Genomic DNA, 19,520 nt, shown 5'->3' with positions numbered 1-19,520 from the left:
GCCAGGGCTGCGGGCCGGAATGGTGCGGCCGTACAGACGCCGGGTTTCCTCCGCATACCATTCAAAGACGTCGATTGCGCCTGCCAGTTCGCCCTCGGATTCAGCCAGTGTCTTGCCCTGTTCCAGCGTGATCGCACGGGCAATCACGGCGCTGCGCTGGCGCAACAGCCGCGCCGCCTCCAGCAGCACTCGTCGCCGTTCCATTGCCGGTGCGCGCGACCAGGCCGGGAACGCCGCTGCCGCCGCTTTTGCCGCTCGGTCCAGGTCGTCGTGCGACGCATGCGGCAGCCAGCCAAGGGTTTCCCCGGTAGCCGGGTTAATGACATTTTCGCCGCGTCCGGTGCTGCCTTCCACCCATTCGCCGTTGATGTGCAGGCGAAGGCTGGCAAACAGGGCCAATGCGGATTCCCTGGTGTTGTTCTGGTTCATGTGCGTCTCCTGGTGCGGGTCGGCGCCGGACGATAATGCTGCCCGGCATTGGGATTTCGATTAGAGTAGGGTCCTCAATTGATTCCGTAAAATCACTTTTTGAGATGCTTTGATATATATTTTTATATGCCTGTTGCCCGGCCCTACTGAGGCCGGACGTCTCGCCTGAAGGCGGCCCGGAAATTTCTTCACTAAAAAAATGACCAAGATTGCCCACACGTCCTGGCTGCTGCGCAGCCGCCTGAAAATCCGCCAGTTGCTGCTGCTGTCGTCGCTGGGCGAAACCGGGAACCTGCGCCGCGCCGCTGCCGAACTGGGCATGACGCAGCCGGCCGCCACCAAGTTGCTGCATGAACTGGAAGCAGCGCTCAACGTGGAACTGTTCGAACGTTCACGGCGCGGCATGAAGCCGACTGTTTTTGGCGAGGCAATGATCCGCCGCGCGCGCGCCTTGCTGACCGACCTTGACGGCGCGCGCGATGAAATCGCCGCCTTGTCCGAAGGCTCGCTGGGAACGCTGGCGCTGGGCACCAATTCGTCAACCGCGTCCGAACTGGTGCCGCGCGCCGTTGCCGCGCTGCTGGAGCGGCATCCGAACGTGCGCGTGTCGCTGGTGGAAGGCGTCAACGACATGATGATGTCCATGCTCAGGCGCGGCGAACTCGACATGGTGGTCGGTCGCGTGCTCGGCGGCGCCGCCATGGACGAGGTGGACTTGCGCATGCTGCATGAGGACGAGTTCGTGATCGTTTGCGGCCCTCGCCATCCCCTGTTGAACATGAAGCGCATCGAACTGAGCGACCTGGTCCGGCAACGCTGGATCCTGCCCAATTCGACGGCGCCGGTACGGCAGCGACTGGATATCCTTTTTACCGAACATGGCGGTGGCCGGCCGCGCAATGCGATCGAGTCGGCATCGCTGCTGACCAACCTGGCCATGCTCCAGGAAAGCAATATGGTGACCGTCATGCCGGCCGACCTGGTGCGGCAATTTTCCCGCAGCGGCCTGGTCAAGCCGCTGCCGGTCTCCTTGCCGGGGCTATTCTTCCCGGTCGCGCTGATCACCCGCATCAACCGGGCCAACACGCCGGTGGCCGAGGCATTCATCGAAGAATTGCTGCGCGTGTCGGCTACTGCCCCAACAGGCCGGAATCCTTGATCAGCACCCGGTTACGACCGGCGTCGCGCAGCAACTGGATGCGGTAGGTTTCGCCGTCCGCATACAGCGGCACCACTTTCATGTTGACCAGCGCTTGCTGGTAGGCCGGCGTGGCGGCCGCGGTGGCGCAGGCTTTTTCCAGCGCAGCCCGTGCTGCCGGGTCGATACCCTTGGGGGCGATCGCGCCGCCGACGATGGACCACACCACGGGATACCCGAGCTCGGTCAGGGTTGGCGCATCCGGCGATTCAGCAGTGCGTTTTTCCGATGCCGCCGCCAGTCGCAGCAGCTTGTGCGTGCTGGCCACTGCGTTGGTGCCAAACATCAGGTCCACATGCTTGCCCAGCAGGTCGACCACTGCCGGGCCTTCGCCCTTGTAGGGGATGTGGTTCATCTTGATGCCGGCCGAGCGTTCCAGGTCAAGCGCCGCCATGTGCGGCAGCGACCCCAACCCGACGCTGGCATAGTTGAGTTTGCCTGGATTGGCGCGCGCGTAGCTGATCAGTTCGCGCATGCTCTTGAAGCGCGAATCGGCGCGTACCAATGCGTACACCGGCACATCGAAGGCGCGGCACAGGTACTGGAAGGAGTCGAGCTGGTAGGGCACGCTTTGCAGGTGCGGCACCACCGTCAATGCGGCCGACACGACGAAGCCGAAGGTGTAGCCATTGGTCGGCGCATTTGCCACCGCCGCCGAGCCGATGGTGCCGGCCGCACCGGCGCGGTTCATCACCACCACCGACTGTCCAAGCACCTTGGTCATTTCAGTAGCCAGCGCACGGCCGACCAGATCGGTCGCACCGCCTGGCGGGAAGGACACGATCATCGTGATCGGCTGGTTCGGGTACGACTGGGCGCTAGCGCCGGTGAATGCAAACAGCAGGGCAAGCCCGGCTGCCGCGAGGGCGGTTTTGAACATGGTGTCTCCTTTGGGTGATGCTGAATCGTTTTTATATTTGTGATGCGTCACCCGCTCATCGCGGGTGTGTTTCTCCTGCGCTTACGGCATGCTCGAGCAGCAAGCAGCCGATCGGAATCATTTTTGCGATCGTGACATTGGCCAGTCGCTCCAGAAGCGGCTCGAACCGATCGCGAAAGACGGCGGGCGGCGGCGCCAGCACTAGCGGTTGCGCGTGCGCCAGTTGCGCCGCGCTTTGCGCCGTGGCGATGCGCGCAGCCAGCAAGGATTGGCTGCGTTCCAGCGGCAACAGCAATCCTTCCACGGCCGGCAGCAAGGCGGGCCAGCACGCGAGGTGGCGGTACAGGCTCGCGATGACGGTGGGCGGGCTGGTCTCCGCCATTTGATTCAAGCGCTGCACGATGGCCAGCGTGTGGGCGCTTAGCGCATCCCAGCCTGGCAGCGGCGGTAGTGCTGGCAACTTTTCACTGGCGGCAAGGGCCGGCGCAGGCGGCATCGCTGGCGCCGGCGATGCGGCACCGGCCGGCGGCTGCCCGCCCAGCAGATGCGTGAGCGCGATCATGTTCAGGCAGTTGGTATGGCAATAGGTGCGAATCACCGGCAAGGCCAGCGTCGCGCAGGACGGCAGTGCCGGCCCTGTGGCGGCCAGCGATGCCCGGTTGCGCGTCTCGACACCGGTGCGCAAGGCAGCGGCCTGGGCCGGCAGCAGGCCGGATATGAAATGCGGTCGCAGCGTCGCCCACGCCCACGCCAGCACCGCAGGATCGGTCGCGAGGTGGCGGTACACCAGGTTGACCAATTCAGCGCCGGTTACCAGGCGAATGTCCTGGTACAGGCTGGCGATCACTCCCTGCGCGGCGTGTTCCGCCACTTCTGGTACCGAGGCGAGCAAGGATGACTCCCGAACTTGGCGGCAGCGCGGGCGGCGGCGCTGCAATTGGCGAGTGGCAAATGCCTGTACTCGAATGTCGCCAAGACTAAAGGCTTGGTGTCATATCCGTAAAATAGAATTTTAAGATGGAGTGATATCTTTTTTGATATCAAATTGGCGCTGATCGGCGCAGGTTGGCCGTCAGAATCCGTACAGGCGGGCCGGATTGTCGACCAGGATCCGTTGCAGTTGCGCCGGGTCGGGCGACCATGCCGGCAGCGCGTTGAGCAGGCGGCCGGTATCGGGCATTTGCTTTAGTGCTACATGCGGCCAGTCGCTGCCCCAGACGCAGCGATCCGGTGCGGCCGCGATCAGCGAGTGTGCCAGTGGCACGACATCCCCGAAGTCTGGAAAGTCATCGCTGATGCGGTATGCGCCGGAGAGTTTTACCCAGCAGTCATGTTCGCGCAGCAGTGTGCGCAAGCTGTTGAAGCCCGGCGCATCCAGGCCATCCGCGACCGGCATGTGTCCCATGTGGTCGATCACGACCGGGCAGGGCAGGCGGGTCAGGCGCGGCATCAGTCCGGGCAGCATGCGCGCATCGAGCAGCAACTGCAGGTGCCAGCCGGATTTGCCTATGCGTTGGGCCAGGCGCTCCATCGCATCGAGGCTGACGCCGCCGCCGAACAGGATGTTGAGCCGCAGTCCGCGCACGCCGGCCGCATGCAGGTCTGCCAGTTCCGTATCGCTGACATCGGGTGCGACGACTGCGACGCCACGCAGCCGCTGCGGATGCCGGCGCAGGCTTTCGAGCATCAGCCTGTTATCGGTGCCGTAGACGCTGATCTGCACCAGCACGCCGCGCGCCATGCCGGTGGCGTCCAGCATGCGCAGGTATTCGCCCTCCGGGGCGGGTGGGGGCGTGTAGCTGCGCTGGGGCGACATGGGATAGTCGCCGGGCTTGCCCGCTACGACATGGGCGTGGGTGTCGCAGGCCAATTCCGGGATGGCGAACGCCGGCGGCGCCGAATGGGGATGCGGGGCCAGGCAGAATTGGTCGGTGGGCTGGCCGCTTGGGTCGTGCATGGTGACTGGCGCTTATCGAAAAAGGGGCAACATAACATGGCGTTCGCGCTGAACACCGACCGCTGCCCACTGTCTTTTTCGTCGGGCCAGGCAAACAGGGTGTCTAGATACGAGCCAATTTCTCCAGGGCCAGCCGCAAGGTCTCGTCTTTCTTGGCAAAACAGAACCTGACCACGCCCGAATCCTTCGGCTTGTCATAAAACGCCGAAACCGGAATTGCCGCCACGCCGATGTCCGAAGTCAGCCACATCGCGAATTCCGCCTCCGACTGCCCGGATATCTTGCTGTAATCCACGCACTGGAAATAAGTCCCGTCCGACGGCAGCAGCGCCAGGCGCGTGTTGCGCAAGCCATCCCGGAACAGATCCCGCTTGGCCTGGTAGAACGCCGGCAGCCCGACATACGGCGCGGCATCGCGCATGTAGGCCGCAATCGCATGCTGCACCGGTGTATTGACCGTGAATACATTGAACTGATGCACCTTGCGGAATTCCGCCGACAGGCTCGCTGGCGCCGCCACATAACCAATCTTCCAGCCGGTCACGTGATAGGTCTTGCCAAAGCTCGACAGCACGAAGGTGCGCGCCGCCAATTCAGGATGACGGCACAGCGATTCATGCTGCTGGCCGTCATACACCATGTGCTCATACACTTCGTCGGACAGGATCAATACCTGCGTGCCGCGCACCAGGTCAGCCAGGGCGGCAAGGTCGGCCGCGCGCAATACCGAACCGGTCGGATTGTGCGGCGAATTCAGCATGATCAGCCGGGTCCTCGGCGACATCGCACCGGCCACTTTGTCCCACGGCACCGTGTAGCCGCGATCGGTCAAACTCATCTGCACGAAGACCGGCTTGCCGCCGGCCAGCTCGATTGCCGGCACATAGCTGTCATAGGCCGGCTCAATGACGATCACTTCATCGCCCGGGTGCACGCAGCACAGCACGGTGGTCAGGATGCCTTGCGTGGCGCCGGCGGTGACGGTGATCTCGGTGTCCGGGCTGTATGCATGGCCATACAGCTTGCCGATCTTGGTCGCAATCGCCTGGCGCAGGGCCGGGACGCCGGCCATCGGCGGATATTGATTCAGCCCCTGCTTCATCGCGGCAGTCACCGCATCCGGAAGCGCCGGGTCGCATTCGAAATCGGGAAAGCCCTGGCCCAGGTTGACGGCATTTTTTTCATTGGCCAGGGCCGACATCACGGTAAAGATCGTGGTGCCCACACGCGGCAGGCGCGATTGCAGGGTCGGGGTGAGGTGCAGCGAGGCGTCGGTTGGTGCGTTCATGTCGTCTGGTTCCTGTCGGGGCGGGTGCAGGGAAATTATATAGAGGTCAGGCCAGGCGGGGCAGGTTCCGGCCGGTGGCGTTGCGGTTTCAGGCGGGCGTGCTGCCGGCCGCCGCAGGCAGCGGCCACTGTTGCGGGGTGACGATGTGGAACAGGCCGCGCTTGCGGGTCTGCCGCGCCAGCTTCAGCAGCGCCTTGTCCTTCGTGATCAGTATGTGCGCACCGCAGTCGCGCGCGAGTTCGAGGAATTTCTGGTCGTCCCGATCCTTGCACACCGGCAGAGGCAGCGGCAGCGGATCGCCCGGCCAATTGCGGATCAGGCGGGCGAAGCGTTGTTCGGCAAGGGCGCGGCTGGCATCGTTGAGCGGCAGGTGCGCATAACCCAGCACGATCTGCCACTCGCAGCAGCAGTCGGCGCGGGTGTAGGCTTCGACACTGCCGTCTTCCAGCGCAGCGAGCAGGGGCTGCCAGCGCGGATCGTTGAAGACGAACAGGTCGAGCAAGACGTTGGTATCGATGACGAGTCGATTCTGTATCATAGGCGCCACTGAATCCATCCCTGCTGCTGCCAACATGCTGATTGTCCTTTCGCCTGCAAAAACACTTGATTACGAATCGCCCGTCCCCGTCGAACAGCATACCCGTGCGGAATTCATTCCACGCTCGCAGGAATTGATCGAGCTGCTGCGCACCCTGTCGCCGCATGAGGTCGGCAGCCTGATGGGCATTTCCGACCAGCTTGCCGCATTGAATGCAGATCGCTATGCACTCTGGTCGCCCCGGTTCACGAAAGCCAACTCGCGCCAGGCGCTGTTTGCGTTCAACGGCGATGTGTATGAAGGACTCGACGCGCGTTCGATGACGCCGCCCCAGGTTACATGGGCAAATGCCCACATCCGGATTCTATCCGGACTGTACGGAGTGCTGCGGCCGCTGGATCGCATGCAAGCCTATCGGCTGGAGATGGGAACCCGCCTGGCCAATGCCCGCGGGCGCGACTTGTATGCCTACTGGGGCGAGGATGTGACGCGCAATCTCTCTGCAGTGCTGAAGGCGCAGAAGGCGAGGGCACTGGTCAACCTGGCGTCCGACGAGTATTTCAGGGTGGTCAAGCCGGCACTGCTGCCGGTGCCGGTGATCACGCCGGTATTCCAGGACTGGAAGGATGGCCGGTACAAGATCATTTCCTTCTACGCCAAGCGGGCGCGCGGGCTGATGGCGCGCTATGCGGCGACCCACAACATTACCGCCCCCGAAAAACTGAAGTCGTTCGACAGCGAAGATTATGCGTTGGACCAGCAGGCCTCGACAGAACACCAGTGGGTGTTCCGGCGCCGTGTGGCGCAATGAAGCGGGGGAGCCCGCCGGGCAAGGACTGCCTGGCGGCGGGGGAGTGATGGACTACTGACGACCGGAAGGCGATGGCAAACCAGGTCGGCCGGTCATTGCCAGATTTTCCACCAGGCTGATTTCGCCTTGTCGGGCCGTTCGCCGGTCGCGGTCAGTTGGCTGTTGGGGAAGTTCGCGCGCAATACGCGGTCGGCGTCGTCGCGCAGCTGGGTCATGCCCATTGCATCGTACGAGCGCGCCATGATCCACAACGCTTCTTCGATGGCAGGCGCCTGGCGGAAGTTCTGTACCGCAGTCTGCGCCCGGTTGGCAGCGGCGAGGTAAGCGCCCCGACGGTAGTAGTAACGTGCTACATGTACTTCATGCTCCGCCATTGCATTGAGCAGGTAGGCCAGCCGATCCGATGCATCCGGCGCATAGATGCTGTTGGGGAAGCGCTCGACGAGCAGCTTGAATGACTCGAATGCTTCGCGCAGCGCTTTCTGGTCGCGTTCGCTCGGGTCCTGCCGCGACAGGAAGTCGAGCAAGCCGGCGCGGTCATTGAAATTGACCAGCCCGCGCAGGTAGTACATGTAGTCGACGTTGGGATGATCCGGGTGCAGCTTGATGAAGCGTTCGATCGCTGCCAGGGACAGCGCCTGGTCGCCGGCGCGATAATGCACGTAAGCGACGTCCATCTGCGCCTGCTGCGCAAAGGTGCCGAACGGGTAGCGCGACTCCAGCTTGCCCAGGTAATCCAGCGCTTTTTCGTAATTCAGCGCGGCCATTTCGGTGCGCGATTCAGCGTATAGCTTGTTGGCAGACCAGCCGCGGGTTTCGTCGCTGCTATCGCTTTGCAATATACTGCACGCGGACAGGGACAGCGCGATTGCTGCCAGGATGAATTTAAGAAAGTGGGTTCGCATGGAATATGGCAGGAGTACACCTTGGACGGTGCCCGATTATAGCCGAAGGAACTCACCGAAATGCCGATGACGACAGACTCTTCCACCAACACCCCATTCGATTCCGACGTGGAAGACGACGACAGTGTCGTTCCGATCACTGTAAAGCTGACCCCCGAGTCCTGCGGCTTGCGGCTGGACAAGGCATTGTCGACGCTGTTGCCGCAGTACTCGCGCAGCCGCCTGCAGCAATGGATCGAGCAGGGTTTCGCGACGGTCGACGGCCAGCCGGCGCGCGCCAAGACCACGGTGTTTGGCGACGAGACCGTGATCCTGGTCCCGCAGCTGGTAGAAAGCGAGCAGCCCTACCTGCCCGAGCCGATGGAGCTTGCCATCGTGCACGAGGATGCCAGCGTGCTGGTGATCAACAAGCCGGCTGGCCTGGTGGTGCACCCTGGGCCGGGCAACTGGACCGGGACGCTGCTCAATGGCTTGCTGCAATATTGCCCGGCGCTGGCCGGCGTGCCGCGCGCGGGCATCGTGCACCGCCTGGACAAGGAAACCACCGGATTGATGGTGGTTGCCAAGACCCTGGCCGCGCAGACCGACCTGGTGCGCCAGTTACAGGCGCGCACCGTGCAGCGGGACTATCTTGCGCTGGCCTGGGGCACGACCCAGCCGAGCGGCAAGATCGACGCACCGATCGGCCGCCATCCGCGCGACCGGCTGAAAATGGCGGTGGTCGATGAAGAGGAAAACGGCAAGCCGGCAGTGACGCGCTACGAGCGCCTGGCCACCGGCAAGCTCAGCCGCACGCCGGTGAGCCTGGTGCGCTGCCAGCTGGAAACCGGCCGGACCCATCAGATCCGGGTGCATATGCAATCCGTGGGCTTTCCGCTGGTCGGCGATACGGTGTACGGCAAGCGCCACCTGGCCGCGACTTTCGGGCGCCAGGCACTGCATGCATGCCGGCTCGGGCTGCTGCATCCGCGCTCGGGCAAGCCCCGCGTGTGGACCGCGCCCTTGCCGGAAGACATGAAATTGTTGCTGGCGCAGGCCGGCATTGCGGAGCCTGATTTGTGATTTCGGTGCTGCGTCCGGCCTGGCTGCCGAAAGCGCCGCCGGTGGGCGCGCTGTCCAGCCTGCGCAGCGGTGGCGTCAGCCGCGGTGCGTGGGGCGACGGCAGCGGCAATGGCCGCGGCGGACTTAATCTTGGCCTGCATGTCGGCGACCAGGAAGACAATGTGCTTGAAAACCGGCGCCGGCTGGGCGTGTTGCTGCCCTCGCAACCGGCCTGGCTGACTCAGGTGCACGGCGCCACGGTGGTGGATGCCGGCGCGGCTGTGGCGCTGGCCGGACCGCCGCAGGCAGACGCCAGCATCAGCACCCGTCCCGGCGTGGTCTGCGCCATCCTGACTGCCGATTGCCTGCCGGTGTTGTTCGCCGACGTGCAAGGCAAGGTGGTCGGCGCAGCGCACGCGGGCTGGCGCGGACTGGCTGCCGGCGTACTGGAAAACACCGTGCAGGCAATGCGCACGGCCGGCGCCGGCGAGATCGTGGCCTGGCTCGGTCCGGCGATCGGCCCGGCGAATTTCGAGGTGGGAGAAGATGTGCGCGCGGCGTTCGCCGGCCAGGACGCGGCATGCGCCACGGCGTTCGTGGCGCGCCCGGGCCTGCCGGGGAAGTATCTGGCGGACATTTACGCGCTGGCCCGGCGCCGCCTGTTATTGCTGGGGATTAGCGGCATCGCCGGCGGCGAACGCTGCACCGTGGCCGAGGCTGCCTCGTTTTATTCCTACCGGCGCGACGGCGTCACCGGACGCATGGCCAGCCTGATCTGGATCAACTGATTTCTTTCTCTTGTGCGGTACCCGTTTGCTGTTCGGCAGTCGCATGCCGGGCCGCTTGTTCGGCTTCCCGTTTCCTCTTGCGCTGCTTCGAGCCGCTGATGTATAAGATGATTGCTACGGGCAACAAGCCATAGAGCACCAAGGTCAGCACACCGGCAACGATGCTGGTTTCGGTGATTGCCATCATCAGTGCGACATAGAGCCAGCCAATTGCGACGATATGCATGGTGTCAGCGGCTTTTGCCGCGATGGTTGGAACAAACCGTAACGATACGCGAAACCAGACGAAGCATCGCAAAGCGAGTGAGACCAGCATGAAGACCCCGGATGCACAGGCAGCGGCACAAGCGTGGATCAACGATCTTGTCGATCCCATGAAGTGGCAGACCTGGATGCAGCAGGCCCAGTCCGCCAATCTGCTGAAGTCCGCAGCGCCGGCTGATTTCCCGCTCCCGATCGATCAACAGCGCATGGCGCAACTGCACGAACAATATGTGCAGGAGCTGACAGCGCTCTGGCAAAACCTGGCCAGTGCGCGCTCGCCGGCGGTGGAAGACAAGCGCTTTTCCGGCGCGGCCTGGCACAGCAATCCGTTTTCTGCATTCAACGCCGGGGTGTACCTGCTCAACGCGCGCTTCCTGTCGTCGATGGTGGATGCCGTCGAGGCGGCGCCGAAGGTCAAGCAAAAAATCCGCTTTGCGTTGCAGCAGACCGTGGATGCGCTGTCGCCGGCGAATTTTCTCGCCACCAATCCCGAGGCGCAGCAAAAAATCCTGGATACGCGCGGCGAGAGCATCATGCGCGGCATCGAACACATGCTGGCCGACATGCAGAAAGGGCATATTTCACATACCGACGAAACTGCTTTCGAGGTCGGCCGCAATGTCGCCACCACGGAAGGCGCGGTCGTGTTCGAAAATGAACTGTTCCAGTTGATCCAGTACAAGCCGCAAACCCGCACGGTGTATGAAAAGCCCTTGCTGATCGTGCCGCCCTGCATCAACAAGTTCTACATCATGGACTTGCAGCCGGCCAATTCGCTGGTGCGTTATGCCGTCATGCAGGGGCATACGGTATTGCTGGTGTCGTGGTGCAATGCGCAGCAGGCGCAGGCCGGCCTGAGTTGGGACGATTACATCGAACACGGCGCCATCCGGGCGCTGCATGCGGCGCAGGAAATCTCAGGGCAACAACAGATCAATGCGCTGGGCTTTTGCGTGGGCGGCACCATCATTTCCACTGCGCTGGCAGTGTTGAAGGCGCGCGGCGAAAAGCCGGTCGCCAGCCTGACGCTGCTGACCGCGCTGCTGGATTTTTCCGATACGGGCGCATTGGATGTCTATATCGACGAGGCGCAGGTCGCGATGCGCGAACTGGAAATCGGTGGCGGCGGGCTGATGCCCGGGCGCGAATTTTCCGCTGCGTTTTCCAGCCTGCGGCCCAATGACCTGGTCTGGAATTATGTCGAGTCCAATTACCTGAAGGGCGAGGATCCGCCACCGTTCGACTTGCTGTACTGGAATGCGGACAGCACCAACCTGCCGGGGCCGATGTTTTGCTGGTACCTGCGCAACCTGTACCTGGAAGACAGCCTGAAGACGCCGGGCAAGCTGCGCGTGTGCGGACAACCGGTCGACCTCGGCACGATCGATGTGCCGGCCTTGATCTACGCCTCGCGTGAAGACCATATCGTGCCCTGGACCTCGGCCTATGGCAGCACCCGGCTGCTCAACCGCAAGAAGCCGTCCAATAATCATTTCCTGCTCGGCGCTTCCGGCCACATTGCCGGCGTGATCAATCCGCCGGAAAAGAAAAAGCGCAGCTATTGGGTCAACAAGGCATTGCCGGCCGATGCCCAGGCCTGGCTGCAGGGGGCGACCGAAAAGCCGGGTAGCTGGTGGCCGGAATGGTCCGATTTCCTGGCCCGTCATGCCGGCAAGGAAGTGCCGGCGCCGCGCCGCTATGGCAACGCCAGTTACAAACCGATCGAACCGGCGCCGGGCCGCTATGTGAAGGTGAAGGCCTAGGGTGCGTCCAGGCTCCTGGTCCCGGTGCGGCGCGGGCCGTTTGCTGGCATGCAAAAGCCACCCGCACCAGTGACCGGTTGCAGCACCCCCCGTTTAGCGGTATAAACTTTGCAGTACCTCCCATGCGCAGGAATCCATTGACGCCAGCTTTCCTGGTGTCCGGATCAAGTTGAAAGAGCGGCGAATGAACAGTGCAAAAAAGACGTCCGAGCGGTTGATCAAGAAGTATCCGAACCGCCGGTTGTATGACACCCAGACCAGTTCCTACATCACGCTGGCCGATGTCAAGCAACTGGTGCTGGCCAATGAAGAGTTCACTGTCATCGATGCGAAGTCCGACGAGGACTTGACGCGCAGCATCCTGCTGCAGATCATCCTTGAGGAAGAGGCGAACGGGTCGCCGATGTTTTCCAGTGGCGCGCTGTCCCAGATCATCCGCTATTACGGTCATGCGATGCAGGGACTGATGGGCTCCTACCTGGAGAAAAACATCCACGCCTTCATCGAAATCCAGAACAAGCTCACCGAGAATTCCAAGGGCATGTACGAGGGCAAGCCGTTCAGCCCGGAGATGTGGACCCAGTTCATGAGCGTGCAGGGTCCGATGATGCAAGGGATGATGGGCAACTACATCGAGCAGAGCAAGACCCTGTTCATGCAGATGCAGGAACAGATGCAGAGCCAGACCAAGAACATGTTCGGCACCTTCCCGTTCGGGACGGTGCCGGGCGCGGGCGACACCAACAAGAAAGAGTAGCCTGGCCCGAACGCGAAGCCGGCCAACCAGGCCGGGCTTTGTGGGCGGCCCGCTGGTCGTGCCCGGCAACGCCGGGCGCCGGATGCATGTGGCGTAGCGGCATTTTGAGCGCGCCTGGCGGATTCGATGACCGTGTCGCCATGCATTGGCGCACCACACGGTAAAATAGCGCCTTTGCCCGGTGCACCGCCCCATGTCCCCTGAAACCCCTGTCGCACCCAAAGTCGGTTTTGTTTCGCTCGGCTGTCCCAAAGCCCTGGTCGACTCCGAGCAGATACTGACCCAGTTGCGGGCCGAAGGTTACGATACTGCCAAGTCTTACGATGGCGCCGACCTGGTCATCGTCAATACCTGCGGCTTCATCGATGCCGCAGTTCAGGAGTCGCTCGACGCCATTGGCGAGGCGCTGCACGAAAACGGCCGGGTGATTGTTACCGGTTGCCTGGGCGCCAAGAAAGACGCCAGCGGCCAGGACATCGTGCAAAAGGTGCATCCCAAAGTGTTGGCCGTGACCGGCCCGCATGCGCTGGGTGAAGTGATGGATGCGGTGCACCTGCACTTGCCGCGTCCGCATTCGCCCTTTACCGACCTGGTGCCGCCGCAGGGCATCAAGCTGACGCCGCGCCACTACGCCTACCTGAAAATTTCCGAGGGTTGCAACCACCGTTGCAGCTTCTGCATCATTCCGTCGATGCGTGGCGACCTGGTGTCGCGTCCGGTCGCCGACCTTATGCTGGAAGCCGAGAACCTGTTCAAGGCAGGCGTGCGGGAATTGCTGGTCATTTCCCAGGACACCAGCGCCTATGGCGTCGATGTCAAGTTCCGCATGGGGTTCTGGAACGGCAAGCCGGTGCGCACCCACATGACCCAACTGGTCGGCGCGCTCAACGAACTGGCAGCGCAGTACGGCGCGTGGGTCCGGCTGCACTATGTCTATCCGTATCCGCACGTGGACGACATCATCCCGCTGATGAATGGCACGCATGTGGTTCCCTATCTCGACGTGCCGCTGCAGCATGCGCACCCGGATGTGTTGAAGCGGATGAAGCGTCCGGCCAGCGGTGAAAAGAATATCGAACGCATCCGCGCCTGGCGCGCGCTGTGCCCCGACATCACGATCCGTTCCACTTTCATCGCCGGTTTTCCGGGCGAAACCGAGGCCGAGTTCGAGTACCTGCTGGACTTCCTGAAAGAAGCGGAAATTGACCGCCTGGGCTGCTTTGCCTACTCGCCGGTAGAGGGCGCGAGCGCCAATGCGCTGGCCAATCCGGTGCCAGAGGAACTGCGGGAAGAGCGCCGGGGACGGGTGATGCAATTGCAGGAAGCCATTTCCGAAAAGCGCTTGCGCGCCAAGATCGGCAAGACAGTGCGCGTGCTGATCGACGAGCTGCGTCCGGAAGGTGCAGTCGGCCGCTCGGCAGCCGACGCGCCGGAGATCGATGGCGTGGTGTATGTCAAGCCGCCGTTCGAGCCGGGCCGTTTGCTGAAAGTTGGCGAGTTTGTCGATGTCGAGGTGTATGCAGCCGATGCGCATGACCTGTGGGCGCGTTCCTGATCATGCGCAGGGTACTGGGATTGCTGCTTGCGGCGCTGTTGCCGCTGGTCCTTGGCGTGGCGCCAGTGACGCTTGCCGTGGCAGCGGACAAAGCCGAAGTCAAGACGCAAGACAAAACGAAAGACAAGACCCAGGACAATGCTGCCAAAGCGCCTGCGATGCCGGCAACCGGCCTGGTGCTGCGCGGCTCGCTCGGTGCCGACCAGGTCCAGTTACAGCTCCGGCCGAAACCTGAAGATGACGGCGGCGTCGAAGGCCACTATTTCATCTTTGGCAGTGGCGGACAAATCCTGTTGGCCGGCGAGTTCGATGACGAGGGATTCTTGATGGAGGAATCTGTCAACGGCCGGGATGTATCGGGCCAGTGGGAAGGCCGGTGGCAAGGCGACGCCTTCACCGGTTCCTGGCGTGGCGCCGATGACGGGCCGACCAGGCCGTTCATGCTGCGCATCGTGCGCAGTGCGAAACCAGCTGTCGTTCGCTGACCAACCGATCCCCCGCCCCCTGATTCGCGATTCCGGGCAGGCGTGCCGCGCGGACTGGCCGCAATGGATTTGAGCCACAACTAAACGGGCAATTCATGGAAAAGAAATCAGTGCAGACTGCCCTGGTGCATAACGATTATGTCCCGCCGGCGGGATTCGGCGCTTTTCCGGTCGCTATCCATCACGCCTCCACCGTGCTGTTCGCCAATGTTGCGGCAATGCGTTCGCGCAACTGGCAGGACAAGTCGTCCTATACCTACGGTCTGCATGGCACGCCCACCACGTTCACGCTGGAAGCGCGCCTGGCCGCGATCGAAAAGGGCCGCCACTGCCTGCTGGCGCCGAGCGGCCTGGCAGCGATTGCCATGGTCCACATGGCGCTGCTGCGCTCAGGCGACGATGTGCTGATTCCGGACAATATCTACAACCCGAACCGGGAATTCGCCAATGCGATGGCGCACGATTATGGCGTGCAGGTTCGCTACTACGACCCGCTGGTTGGCGCCGGCATTGCCGCGCTGCTGCAAGACAATACCAAACTGGTCTGGACTGAAGCGCCGGGATCGGTGTCGATGGAGGTGCCGGACATTCCTGCGATCTGCCAGGCCGCGCATGCACGCGGCATCAAGGTGGCGCTCGACAATACCTGGGCGGCGGGCCTTGCTTTTGCGGCCTTCGATCATGGCGTGGACATCGTGATGCAGGCGCTGACGAAATACCAGTCCGGTGGTTCGGATGTGCTGATGGGGGCGGTCATCACACGGGATGAAGCGCTGCACCAGCGTATCGAGACGGTGCACATGCGTCTGGGCCTGGGCGTGGGTGCGGATGATTGCTACCTGGTGCTGCGCGGGTTGCCCACGCTCAAGCTGCGCTTCGATGCGCACGACACCAATGGCCGGGCGGTCGCCGGCTGGCTGAAGTCGCGCCCGGAAATTGCATCGGTGCTGCATCCGGCTTTCCCGGATTGCCCCGGGCATGACATCTGGCGCCGCGACTTCACCGGTTCCGGCGGTTTGTTTTCGGTGATCTTCGACGACCGTTACAGCGAAGCCCAGACCGACCGCTTCATTGACAGCCTGCGCCTGTTCCGGATCGGTTTTTCGTGGGGCGGCGCCAACAGCCTGTGCGTGCCATACCGGATCTGGCAGATGCGCGACGGATGGCCGGGCAAGGGGCAACTGGTCCGTTTCAATGTCGGTCTTGAAGACCCGGCAGACCTGATCGCCGATATTGAACAGGCGCTGCGCACGCTGCAAGCCTGAATGCCTGAATGCGGGGTAGCGGATTCCCCTCAGTCCGCGAGCTGTTCTTCGGGCCTTCCTTGCCGCAGCAGCGCTGAAAATGCGTTTGCATCGAGCGGCCGGCTGAACAGATAGCCCTGGATTTCATTGCATTGCCGGCTGCGCAGGAATTGCAGTTGCTCGGCTTGTTCAACCCCTTCGGCAACGACGCTGATGTTGAGCTTGTGGCTCAGCGCGATGATCGCTTCGGTAATGGCGACGTCGGCCTTCGATCCTGGCAGTCCCTGGATAAAGGATCGATCAATCTTGATGATGTCGATCGGGAAGCGCTTCAAGTGCGACAGCGAGGAATAGGCGACGCCGAAGTCATCCAGCGCGATGTGCACGCCCAGCGCCTTGAGCCCCAGCAGCATCTGCCGCGTGTGCCGCGTGTCGCGCATCATCATGCTTTCCGTGATTTCCAGTTCCAGCAGGGCGGGATCCATGCCGGTTTCAGCGAGTACGGACTCGATGTCAGCCAGCAGGCCGCCATCGGCGAACTGGCGGGCCGACAGGTTGATCGCCAGCCTCAGCGACGGCAATCCCTGGCGCCGCCACTCGCAATTCTGGCGGCACGCCTGCACCATGATCCATTTGGTCAGTGGCACGATCAGTCCGGTTTCCTCGGCAATCGGGATGAAGTCTTCCGGTTGCAGCAGGCCGAGTTCGTCATGCTGCCATCGAACCAGCACTTCGGAGCCGGTAATGCACGCAGTCTGCACGCTGACCTTGGGCTGGAAGCGCAGCGTCAGTGCATTGCGCTCGATCGCGCGGCGCAGGTCGGATTCGAGCGACAGCTGTGCCGCCGGGCTCGGGTCCATCTGCAAGGAATAGAGCACGCAGGTATTCTTGCCCGCCGCCTTGGCGCGATACATTGCCTGGTCGGCGCGCTTGACCAGCGTGTATTCATCGTGCCCGTCTTGCGGGCAGGTGCTGATGCCGATGCTTGCCGTGATGTGCAGCCGTTGACCCTCGAGCGGATATTCGATGACCAGTGTCTGCAGGATCTGGCTTGCCAGTTGCGGCAGGCGTTCCAGCATCGCCGCTTCGTTGATCAGGACGATGAATTCGTCGCCGCCCATGCGCGCCACTGCTGCGCCCGGCGGCAGCGTAGAGCGCAGCCGGCGCGCCATTTCCTGTAGCAGGCGGTCGCCGGCATGGTGGCCGAGGGCGTCGTTGATCAGCTTGAAGCGGTCAAGGTCGATCAGCAGCACGGCCAGCCCGGATCCGCCTTGCCGCGCGCGGCCCAGGGCGACATTCAATTGGCGGCTGAACATGGCGCGATTGTGCAAGCCGGTCAGCGGATCGTGGCAGGCCAGGTGCTTCATCTGTGCCTTGAGTTCATTGCACAGGCTGAGGTCCCGTGCGACCGTCACCCAGCGCGACTGGCTGCCCAGCTCGATGCGGCCCACGCGTATTTCCACCGGAAACAGGCTGCCGTCCCGCCGCCGGTGCCGGCTCGGCAGGGGAATCGATTGCCATTGCGTATCGGCATCGACGAGTTCCTGCAGACGACGGAAGGGAAGGTCGGCATCGACCTGCGAATGTTCCAGTAGCAGCAATTCATCGCGCTGGTAGCCCAGCATGTCGCAGGCGCTCTGGTTGACGTCGCAAATCTGGCCCAGCGCGTCATGTACAAAAAAACTTTCCAGTCCATGCGCCAGCATCACCTGCAGCTGGGTGCGCGCCTCGAGCAGCGCCGACTCGGCCCTTTCCCGTTGCAAGGCCTGGCCGGCGTGCTGGCCGATTGCCAGCACACTGCGCAGCCATCCGGCGTCCAGCGACCGGGGAGCCGGTCCGAACAGTTCGAGGACGCCTACGGATTGGCCGGCAGCGCGCAAGGGCACGGCGAGTGCGCAACCCAGCCCGGCCTCGCGCGCCGCCTGCAGGCGCCCAAAGCGGCGCTGACGATCGAGGTCGCCGAGCATGACCGGCGCAGAAGTGGCCAGCGCCGCGCCCGCCAGCATGCGGCAGAGTTGCTGCTGTTGGCTGTCGCGGGACAGTTCGAGGAAGTGCGTTAAGCGGCTTTCTGGCAGCGCCCAGGATGCGACCTGCCTGGGCGTGGCGTCATCGCTGCCTTGCATCCAGACGGCGCCGCAGCACCATCCCAGTTGCGTGGCCAGCAGTTGCAACAGCGCCGGCATTGCCGAGCGCGCAGAGCTGGCTTCGCTCAGTAATGCCGCCACGGCCTGTTCCAGGTCGTGACGCAGCAAAGCCTGCTTGTGGTGGGTGATGTCGACGATGGAGCCGGCAAGCCGGCTGCCGGCGCCACCGCCGGCCATGGCGAAATCGCCGCGCAAGCAGCCCCAGCGCAGTACGCCGTCCATGCCGTTCAGGCGGCACTCCAGCATGAACGGGCCGCCGCTGCGCAGGGTCTTGCGGATCATTGCCTTGAGCGTCGGGCGATCGCCGGGATGTACGTGCCGCCAGAGGTCGCGGAAACGGATCTCGCAGTCGGAGCCGCTGAGCGGGGTGTCGATGCCCAACATGGCCAGCGTGGGACCGGAGCACCATCCTGCATGGCAAGTCGAATCGAATGACCAATGCCCCAGTCCGGCTTCACGATGGGTGGCCAGCAGTCGCTTGTATTGCTGGCGCAGTTCGCGTATCGACCACCTGCCGCTGTGATTCAGGGCGCGATGTGTTGGATGTCGATCAGTTGTGCGGTGTGTGTGCGGCTGAGGCGCGTTTTCCTTCTCTTGCGCGGAGGCGGGAGAGGGGTGTTGCGCGAAAGAGTCGTCGTTGTCCGTCAATCCAAGCTCCGGCGCTAGGTGCGGTGGCAACAAACAGGACCGGCGAAGGACCTGTTTCGTTGCGCGACGCCCCTGATTGCAGCATCAACGGGGTCGCCCGATTAATGTTGCAAAAAATATATCTTTATTGGCCGGATACAACAAAGAGTGTTCGTAACGCTTAACAATTAACGCGTTAACATTTGACAAAATTATTGCTGCGTAGCAGGCCGCCATGCGCAGATCAGGCCGGCATTGGCCGGTTGGCATTCAGGTCGAGCAGGCCCTTGATCATGCGATACGCCTTCCAGATCCAGGCCAGCGTGAATACCAGCCAGGCCAGAGGTATGCCGATGATGGTCATGAACAATACCGCCCCGACCGCTATCCACACCAGGTACCACCAGAACGAGCGGATTTGCCAGTTGTGGTGGCTATATACAAAAGTACCGGCGGCATCGGAGCGCTTCAGGTAGCTGACGATCAGTGGAATGAATGACAGTGCGCCCAGCGAGAACACCAGGCTTGCGCCGTGCAGCAGGTAAAGCCACCAGGCCAGGTTCTTTACTGATTCCAGATCCCTGTCGAACACGATTTCCTGGGCCATGAAAGGCTCCTTTTTGAATGGGCAAGACATTGGGGACAGGGCAATGGAACAAGACCCTGGAAACAAAACATGGACACACGCACTTCGGGCCCGGGCCGGCGCATCATTCAAACAGGTTCAAGATGCCGTCCAGGCCGCAGAAGTTCAAGGCCACGTCCGCCTGCGCCCGCACTACCGGCTTGGCGCGGAATGCCACCGATAGTCCAGCAATGCCCATCATCGGCAGGTCATTGGCGCCG

General features: G+C 62.8%; 19 protein-coding genes and 1 pseudogene. 9 read left to right on the top strand and 11 right to left on the bottom strand.

Features of this window, described 5'->3' with window-relative positions; all coding sequences use genetic code 11:
* On the bottom strand, window positions 1–429 hold a 429-nt coding region (locus tag Q7T64_RS08385; protein ID WP_304794229.1), incomplete at its 3' end, for an aldehyde dehydrogenase family protein.
* A gap of 199 nt (window positions 430–628) precedes the next feature.
* Here Q7T64_RS08385 and Q7T64_RS08380 point away from each other — a divergent pair.
* A complete protein-coding gene (locus tag Q7T64_RS08380) occupies window positions 629–1,588 on the top strand; it encodes a LysR family transcriptional regulator (RefSeq protein WP_304794226.1) in 960 nt (319 codons plus the stop codon).
* On the opposite strand, the gene Q7T64_RS08375 is transcribed toward Q7T64_RS08380, so the two are convergent.
* From Q7T64_RS08375 to Q7T64_RS08355, 5 genes are all read right to left on the bottom strand, one after another.
* On the bottom strand, window positions 1,560–2,507 hold the full coding sequence (locus tag Q7T64_RS08375) for a tripartite tricarboxylate transporter substrate binding protein (RefSeq protein ID WP_304794224.1): 948 nt from the start codon (window positions 2,505–2,507) through the stop codon (window positions 1,560–1,562). The genes Q7T64_RS08380 and Q7T64_RS08375 overlap by 29 nt on opposite strands.
* Window positions 2,508–2,562: 55 nt before the next feature.
* Window positions 2,563–3,399, bottom strand: a complete 837-nt coding sequence (locus Q7T64_RS08370) for a hypothetical protein (protein WP_304794221.1) — start codon at window positions 3,397–3,399, stop codon at window positions 2,563–2,565.
* A 180-nt stretch (window positions 3,400–3,579) separates the two neighbouring features.
* Window positions 3,580–4,464 carry an amidohydrolase gene (locus tag Q7T64_RS08365; RefSeq protein WP_304794217.1) on the bottom strand — a complete coding sequence of 295 codons (885 nt, stop codon included), beginning with the start codon at window positions 4,462–4,464 and terminating at the stop codon, window positions 3,580–3,582.
* A 103-nt stretch (window positions 4,465–4,567) separates the two neighbouring features.
* On the bottom strand, window positions 4,568–5,752 hold the full coding sequence (locus Q7T64_RS08360; RefSeq protein ID WP_304794213.1) for a pyridoxal phosphate-dependent aminotransferase: 1,185 nt from the start codon (window positions 5,750–5,752) through the stop codon (window positions 4,568–4,570).
* 88 nt (window positions 5,753–5,840) lie between these two features.
* Window positions 5,841–6,290 carry a putative toxin-antitoxin system toxin component, PIN family gene (locus Q7T64_RS08355; RefSeq protein ID WP_304794241.1) on the bottom strand — a complete coding sequence of 150 codons (450 nt, stop codon included), beginning with the start codon at window positions 6,288–6,290 and terminating at the stop codon, window positions 5,841–5,843.
* Window positions 6,291–6,324: 34 nt separating this feature from the next.
* Between Q7T64_RS08355 and yaaA the strand changes: the two genes are divergently transcribed.
* Window positions 6,325–7,101, top strand: a complete 777-nt coding sequence (gene yaaA, locus Q7T64_RS08350; protein ID WP_304794210.1) for a peroxide stress protein YaaA — start codon at window positions 6,325–6,327, stop codon at window positions 7,099–7,101.
* Window positions 7,102–7,193: 92 nt separating this feature from the next.
* On the opposite strand, the gene Q7T64_RS08345 is transcribed toward yaaA, so the two are convergent.
* The gene (locus tag Q7T64_RS08345) at window positions 7,194–8,006 is read right to left on the bottom strand and encodes an outer membrane protein assembly factor BamD (protein WP_304794207.1); all 813 of its coding nucleotides are present in this window, start codon (window positions 8,004–8,006) and stop codon (window positions 7,194–7,196) included.
* Window positions 8,007–8,066: 60 nt separating this feature from the next.
* Here Q7T64_RS08345 and Q7T64_RS08340 point away from each other — a divergent pair, with 60 nt between their 5' ends.
* Together Q7T64_RS08340 and pgeF are read left to right on the top strand one after the other, a co-directional pair.
* Window positions 8,067–9,068 (top strand): RluA family pseudouridine synthase, encoded by a 1,002-nt coding sequence (locus tag Q7T64_RS08340; protein WP_370653279.1) that lies wholly within the window; start codon window positions 8,067–8,069, stop codon window positions 9,066–9,068.
* Window positions 9,068–9,835, top strand: coding sequence for a peptidoglycan editing factor PgeF (gene pgeF / locus Q7T64_RS08335; protein WP_304794234.1), 768 nt, complete (start codon window positions 9,068–9,070; stop codon window positions 9,833–9,835). Before Q7T64_RS08340 ends, pgeF begins: the two co-directional genes overlap by 1 nt.
* Here pgeF and Q7T64_RS08330 read toward each other — a convergent pair.
* On the bottom strand, window positions 9,828–10,151 hold the full coding sequence (locus Q7T64_RS08330) for a hypothetical protein (RefSeq protein ID WP_370653278.1): 324 nt from the start codon (window positions 10,149–10,151) through the stop codon (window positions 9,828–9,830). The genes pgeF and Q7T64_RS08330 overlap by 8 nt on opposite strands.
* Between Q7T64_RS08330 and phaC the strand changes: the two genes are divergently transcribed.
* The 5 genes from phaC to Q7T64_RS08305 all read left to right on the top strand — a co-directional run bounded on the left by phaC (window position 10,150) and on the right by Q7T64_RS08305 (window position 15,924).
* Window positions 10,150–11,862 carry a class I poly(R)-hydroxyalkanoic acid synthase gene (gene phaC, locus Q7T64_RS08325; protein WP_304794204.1) on the top strand — a complete coding sequence of 571 codons (1,713 nt, stop codon included), beginning with the start codon at window positions 10,150–10,152 and terminating at the stop codon, window positions 11,860–11,862. The two genes, Q7T64_RS08330 and phaC, sit on opposite strands and share 2 nt — an antisense overlap.
* Before the next feature lie 184 nt (window positions 11,863–12,046).
* Window positions 12,047–12,619, top strand: coding sequence for a polyhydroxyalkanoate synthesis repressor PhaR (phaR, locus tag Q7T64_RS08320; protein WP_304794200.1), 573 nt, complete (start codon window positions 12,047–12,049; stop codon window positions 12,617–12,619).
* Window positions 12,620–12,812: 193 nt separating this feature from the next.
* Window positions 12,813–14,174, top strand: a complete 1,362-nt coding sequence (rimO, locus tag Q7T64_RS08315) for a 30S ribosomal protein S12 methylthiotransferase RimO (RefSeq protein ID WP_304794197.1) — start codon at window positions 12,813–12,815, stop codon at window positions 14,172–14,174.
* A gap of 2 nt (window positions 14,175–14,176) precedes the next feature.
* On the top strand, window positions 14,177–14,659 hold the full coding sequence (locus Q7T64_RS08310; RefSeq protein ID WP_304794194.1) for a hypothetical protein: 483 nt from the start codon (window positions 14,177–14,179) through the stop codon (window positions 14,657–14,659).
* A gap of 95 nt (window positions 14,660–14,754) precedes the next feature.
* Window positions 14,755–15,924, top strand: a complete 1,170-nt coding sequence (locus tag Q7T64_RS08305; protein WP_304794192.1) for a cystathionine beta-lyase — start codon at window positions 14,755–14,757, stop codon at window positions 15,922–15,924.
* A gap of 29 nt (window positions 15,925–15,953) precedes the next feature.
* Here Q7T64_RS08305 and Q7T64_RS08300 read toward each other — a convergent pair whose 3' ends face one another.
* The 3 genes and pseudogenes from Q7T64_RS08300 to Q7T64_RS08290 form a co-directional block, all read right to left on the bottom strand.
* Complete coding sequence (locus Q7T64_RS08300; protein ID WP_304794189.1) at window positions 15,954–18,431, bottom strand: EAL domain-containing protein; 2,478 nt, start codon at window positions 18,429–18,431, stop codon at window positions 15,954–15,956.
* A 487-nt stretch (window positions 18,432–18,918) separates the two neighbouring features.
* Window positions 18,919–19,281, bottom strand: coding sequence for a hypothetical protein (locus tag Q7T64_RS08295; RefSeq protein WP_304794186.1), 363 nt, complete (start codon window positions 19,279–19,281; stop codon window positions 18,919–18,921).
* Window positions 19,282–19,384: 103 nt separating this feature from the next.
* Window positions 19,385–19,520 (bottom strand): annotated as a pseudogene (locus tag Q7T64_RS08290) (phosphoserine phosphatase SerB); the annotation flags it as partial.

It is taken from the genome of Lacisediminimonas sp., from assembly GCF_030645335.1.
Classification (GTDB): Bacteria; Pseudomonadota; Gammaproteobacteria; order Burkholderiales; family Burkholderiaceae_D; genus Lacisediminimonas.
This window is presented reverse-complemented; position numbering and strand designations above follow the sequence as displayed.

Coding starts and splice junctions, on each gene's coding strand:
- Q7T64_RS08305 (WP_304794192.1), top strand. CDS start 14,755: ATGGAAAAGAAATCAGTGCAGACTGCCCTGGTGCATAACGATTATGTC.
- Q7T64_RS08330 (WP_370653278.1), bottom strand. CDS start 10,151: ATGCTGGTCTCACTCGCTTTGCGATGCTTCGTCTGGTTTCGCGTATCG.
- Q7T64_RS08295 (WP_304794186.1), bottom strand. CDS start 19,281: ATGGCCCAGGAAATCGTGTTCGACAGGGATCTGGAATCAGTAAAGAAC.
- Q7T64_RS08365 (WP_304794217.1), bottom strand. CDS start 4,464: ATGCACGACCCAAGCGGCCAGCCCACCGACCAATTCTGCCTGGCCCCG.
- phaR (WP_304794200.1), top strand. CDS start 12,047: ATGAACAGTGCAAAAAAGACGTCCGAGCGGTTGATCAAGAAGTATCCG.
- Q7T64_RS08340 (WP_370653279.1), top strand. CDS start 8,067: ATGCCGATGACGACAGACTCTTCCACCAACACCCCATTCGATTCCGAC.
- phaC (WP_304794204.1), top strand. CDS start 10,150: ATGAAGACCCCGGATGCACAGGCAGCGGCACAAGCGTGGATCAACGAT.
- Q7T64_RS08360 (WP_304794213.1), bottom strand. CDS start 5,752: ATGAACGCACCAACCGACGCCTCGCTGCACCTCACCCCGACCCTGCAA.
- Q7T64_RS08380 (WP_304794226.1), top strand. CDS start 629: ATGACCAAGATTGCCCACACGTCCTGGCTGCTGCGCAGCCGCCTGAAA.
- yaaA (WP_304794210.1), top strand. CDS start 6,325: ATGCTGATTGTCCTTTCGCCTGCAAAAACACTTGATTACGAATCGCCC.
- Q7T64_RS08310 (WP_304794194.1), top strand. CDS start 14,177: ATGCGCAGGGTACTGGGATTGCTGCTTGCGGCGCTGTTGCCGCTGGTC.
- Q7T64_RS08375 (WP_304794224.1), bottom strand. CDS start 2,507: ATGTTCAAAACCGCCCTCGCGGCAGCCGGGCTTGCCCTGCTGTTTGCA.
- Q7T64_RS08345 (WP_304794207.1), bottom strand. CDS start 8,006: ATGCGAACCCACTTTCTTAAATTCATCCTGGCAGCAATCGCGCTGTCC.
- rimO (WP_304794197.1), top strand. CDS start 12,813: ATGTCCCCTGAAACCCCTGTCGCACCCAAAGTCGGTTTTGTTTCGCTC.
- Q7T64_RS08300 (WP_304794189.1), bottom strand. CDS start 18,431: ATGTTGGGCATCGACACCCCGCTCAGCGGCTCCGACTGCGAGATCCGT.
- Q7T64_RS08355 (WP_304794241.1), bottom strand. CDS start 6,290: ATGATACAGAATCGACTCGTCATCGATACCAACGTCTTGCTCGACCTG.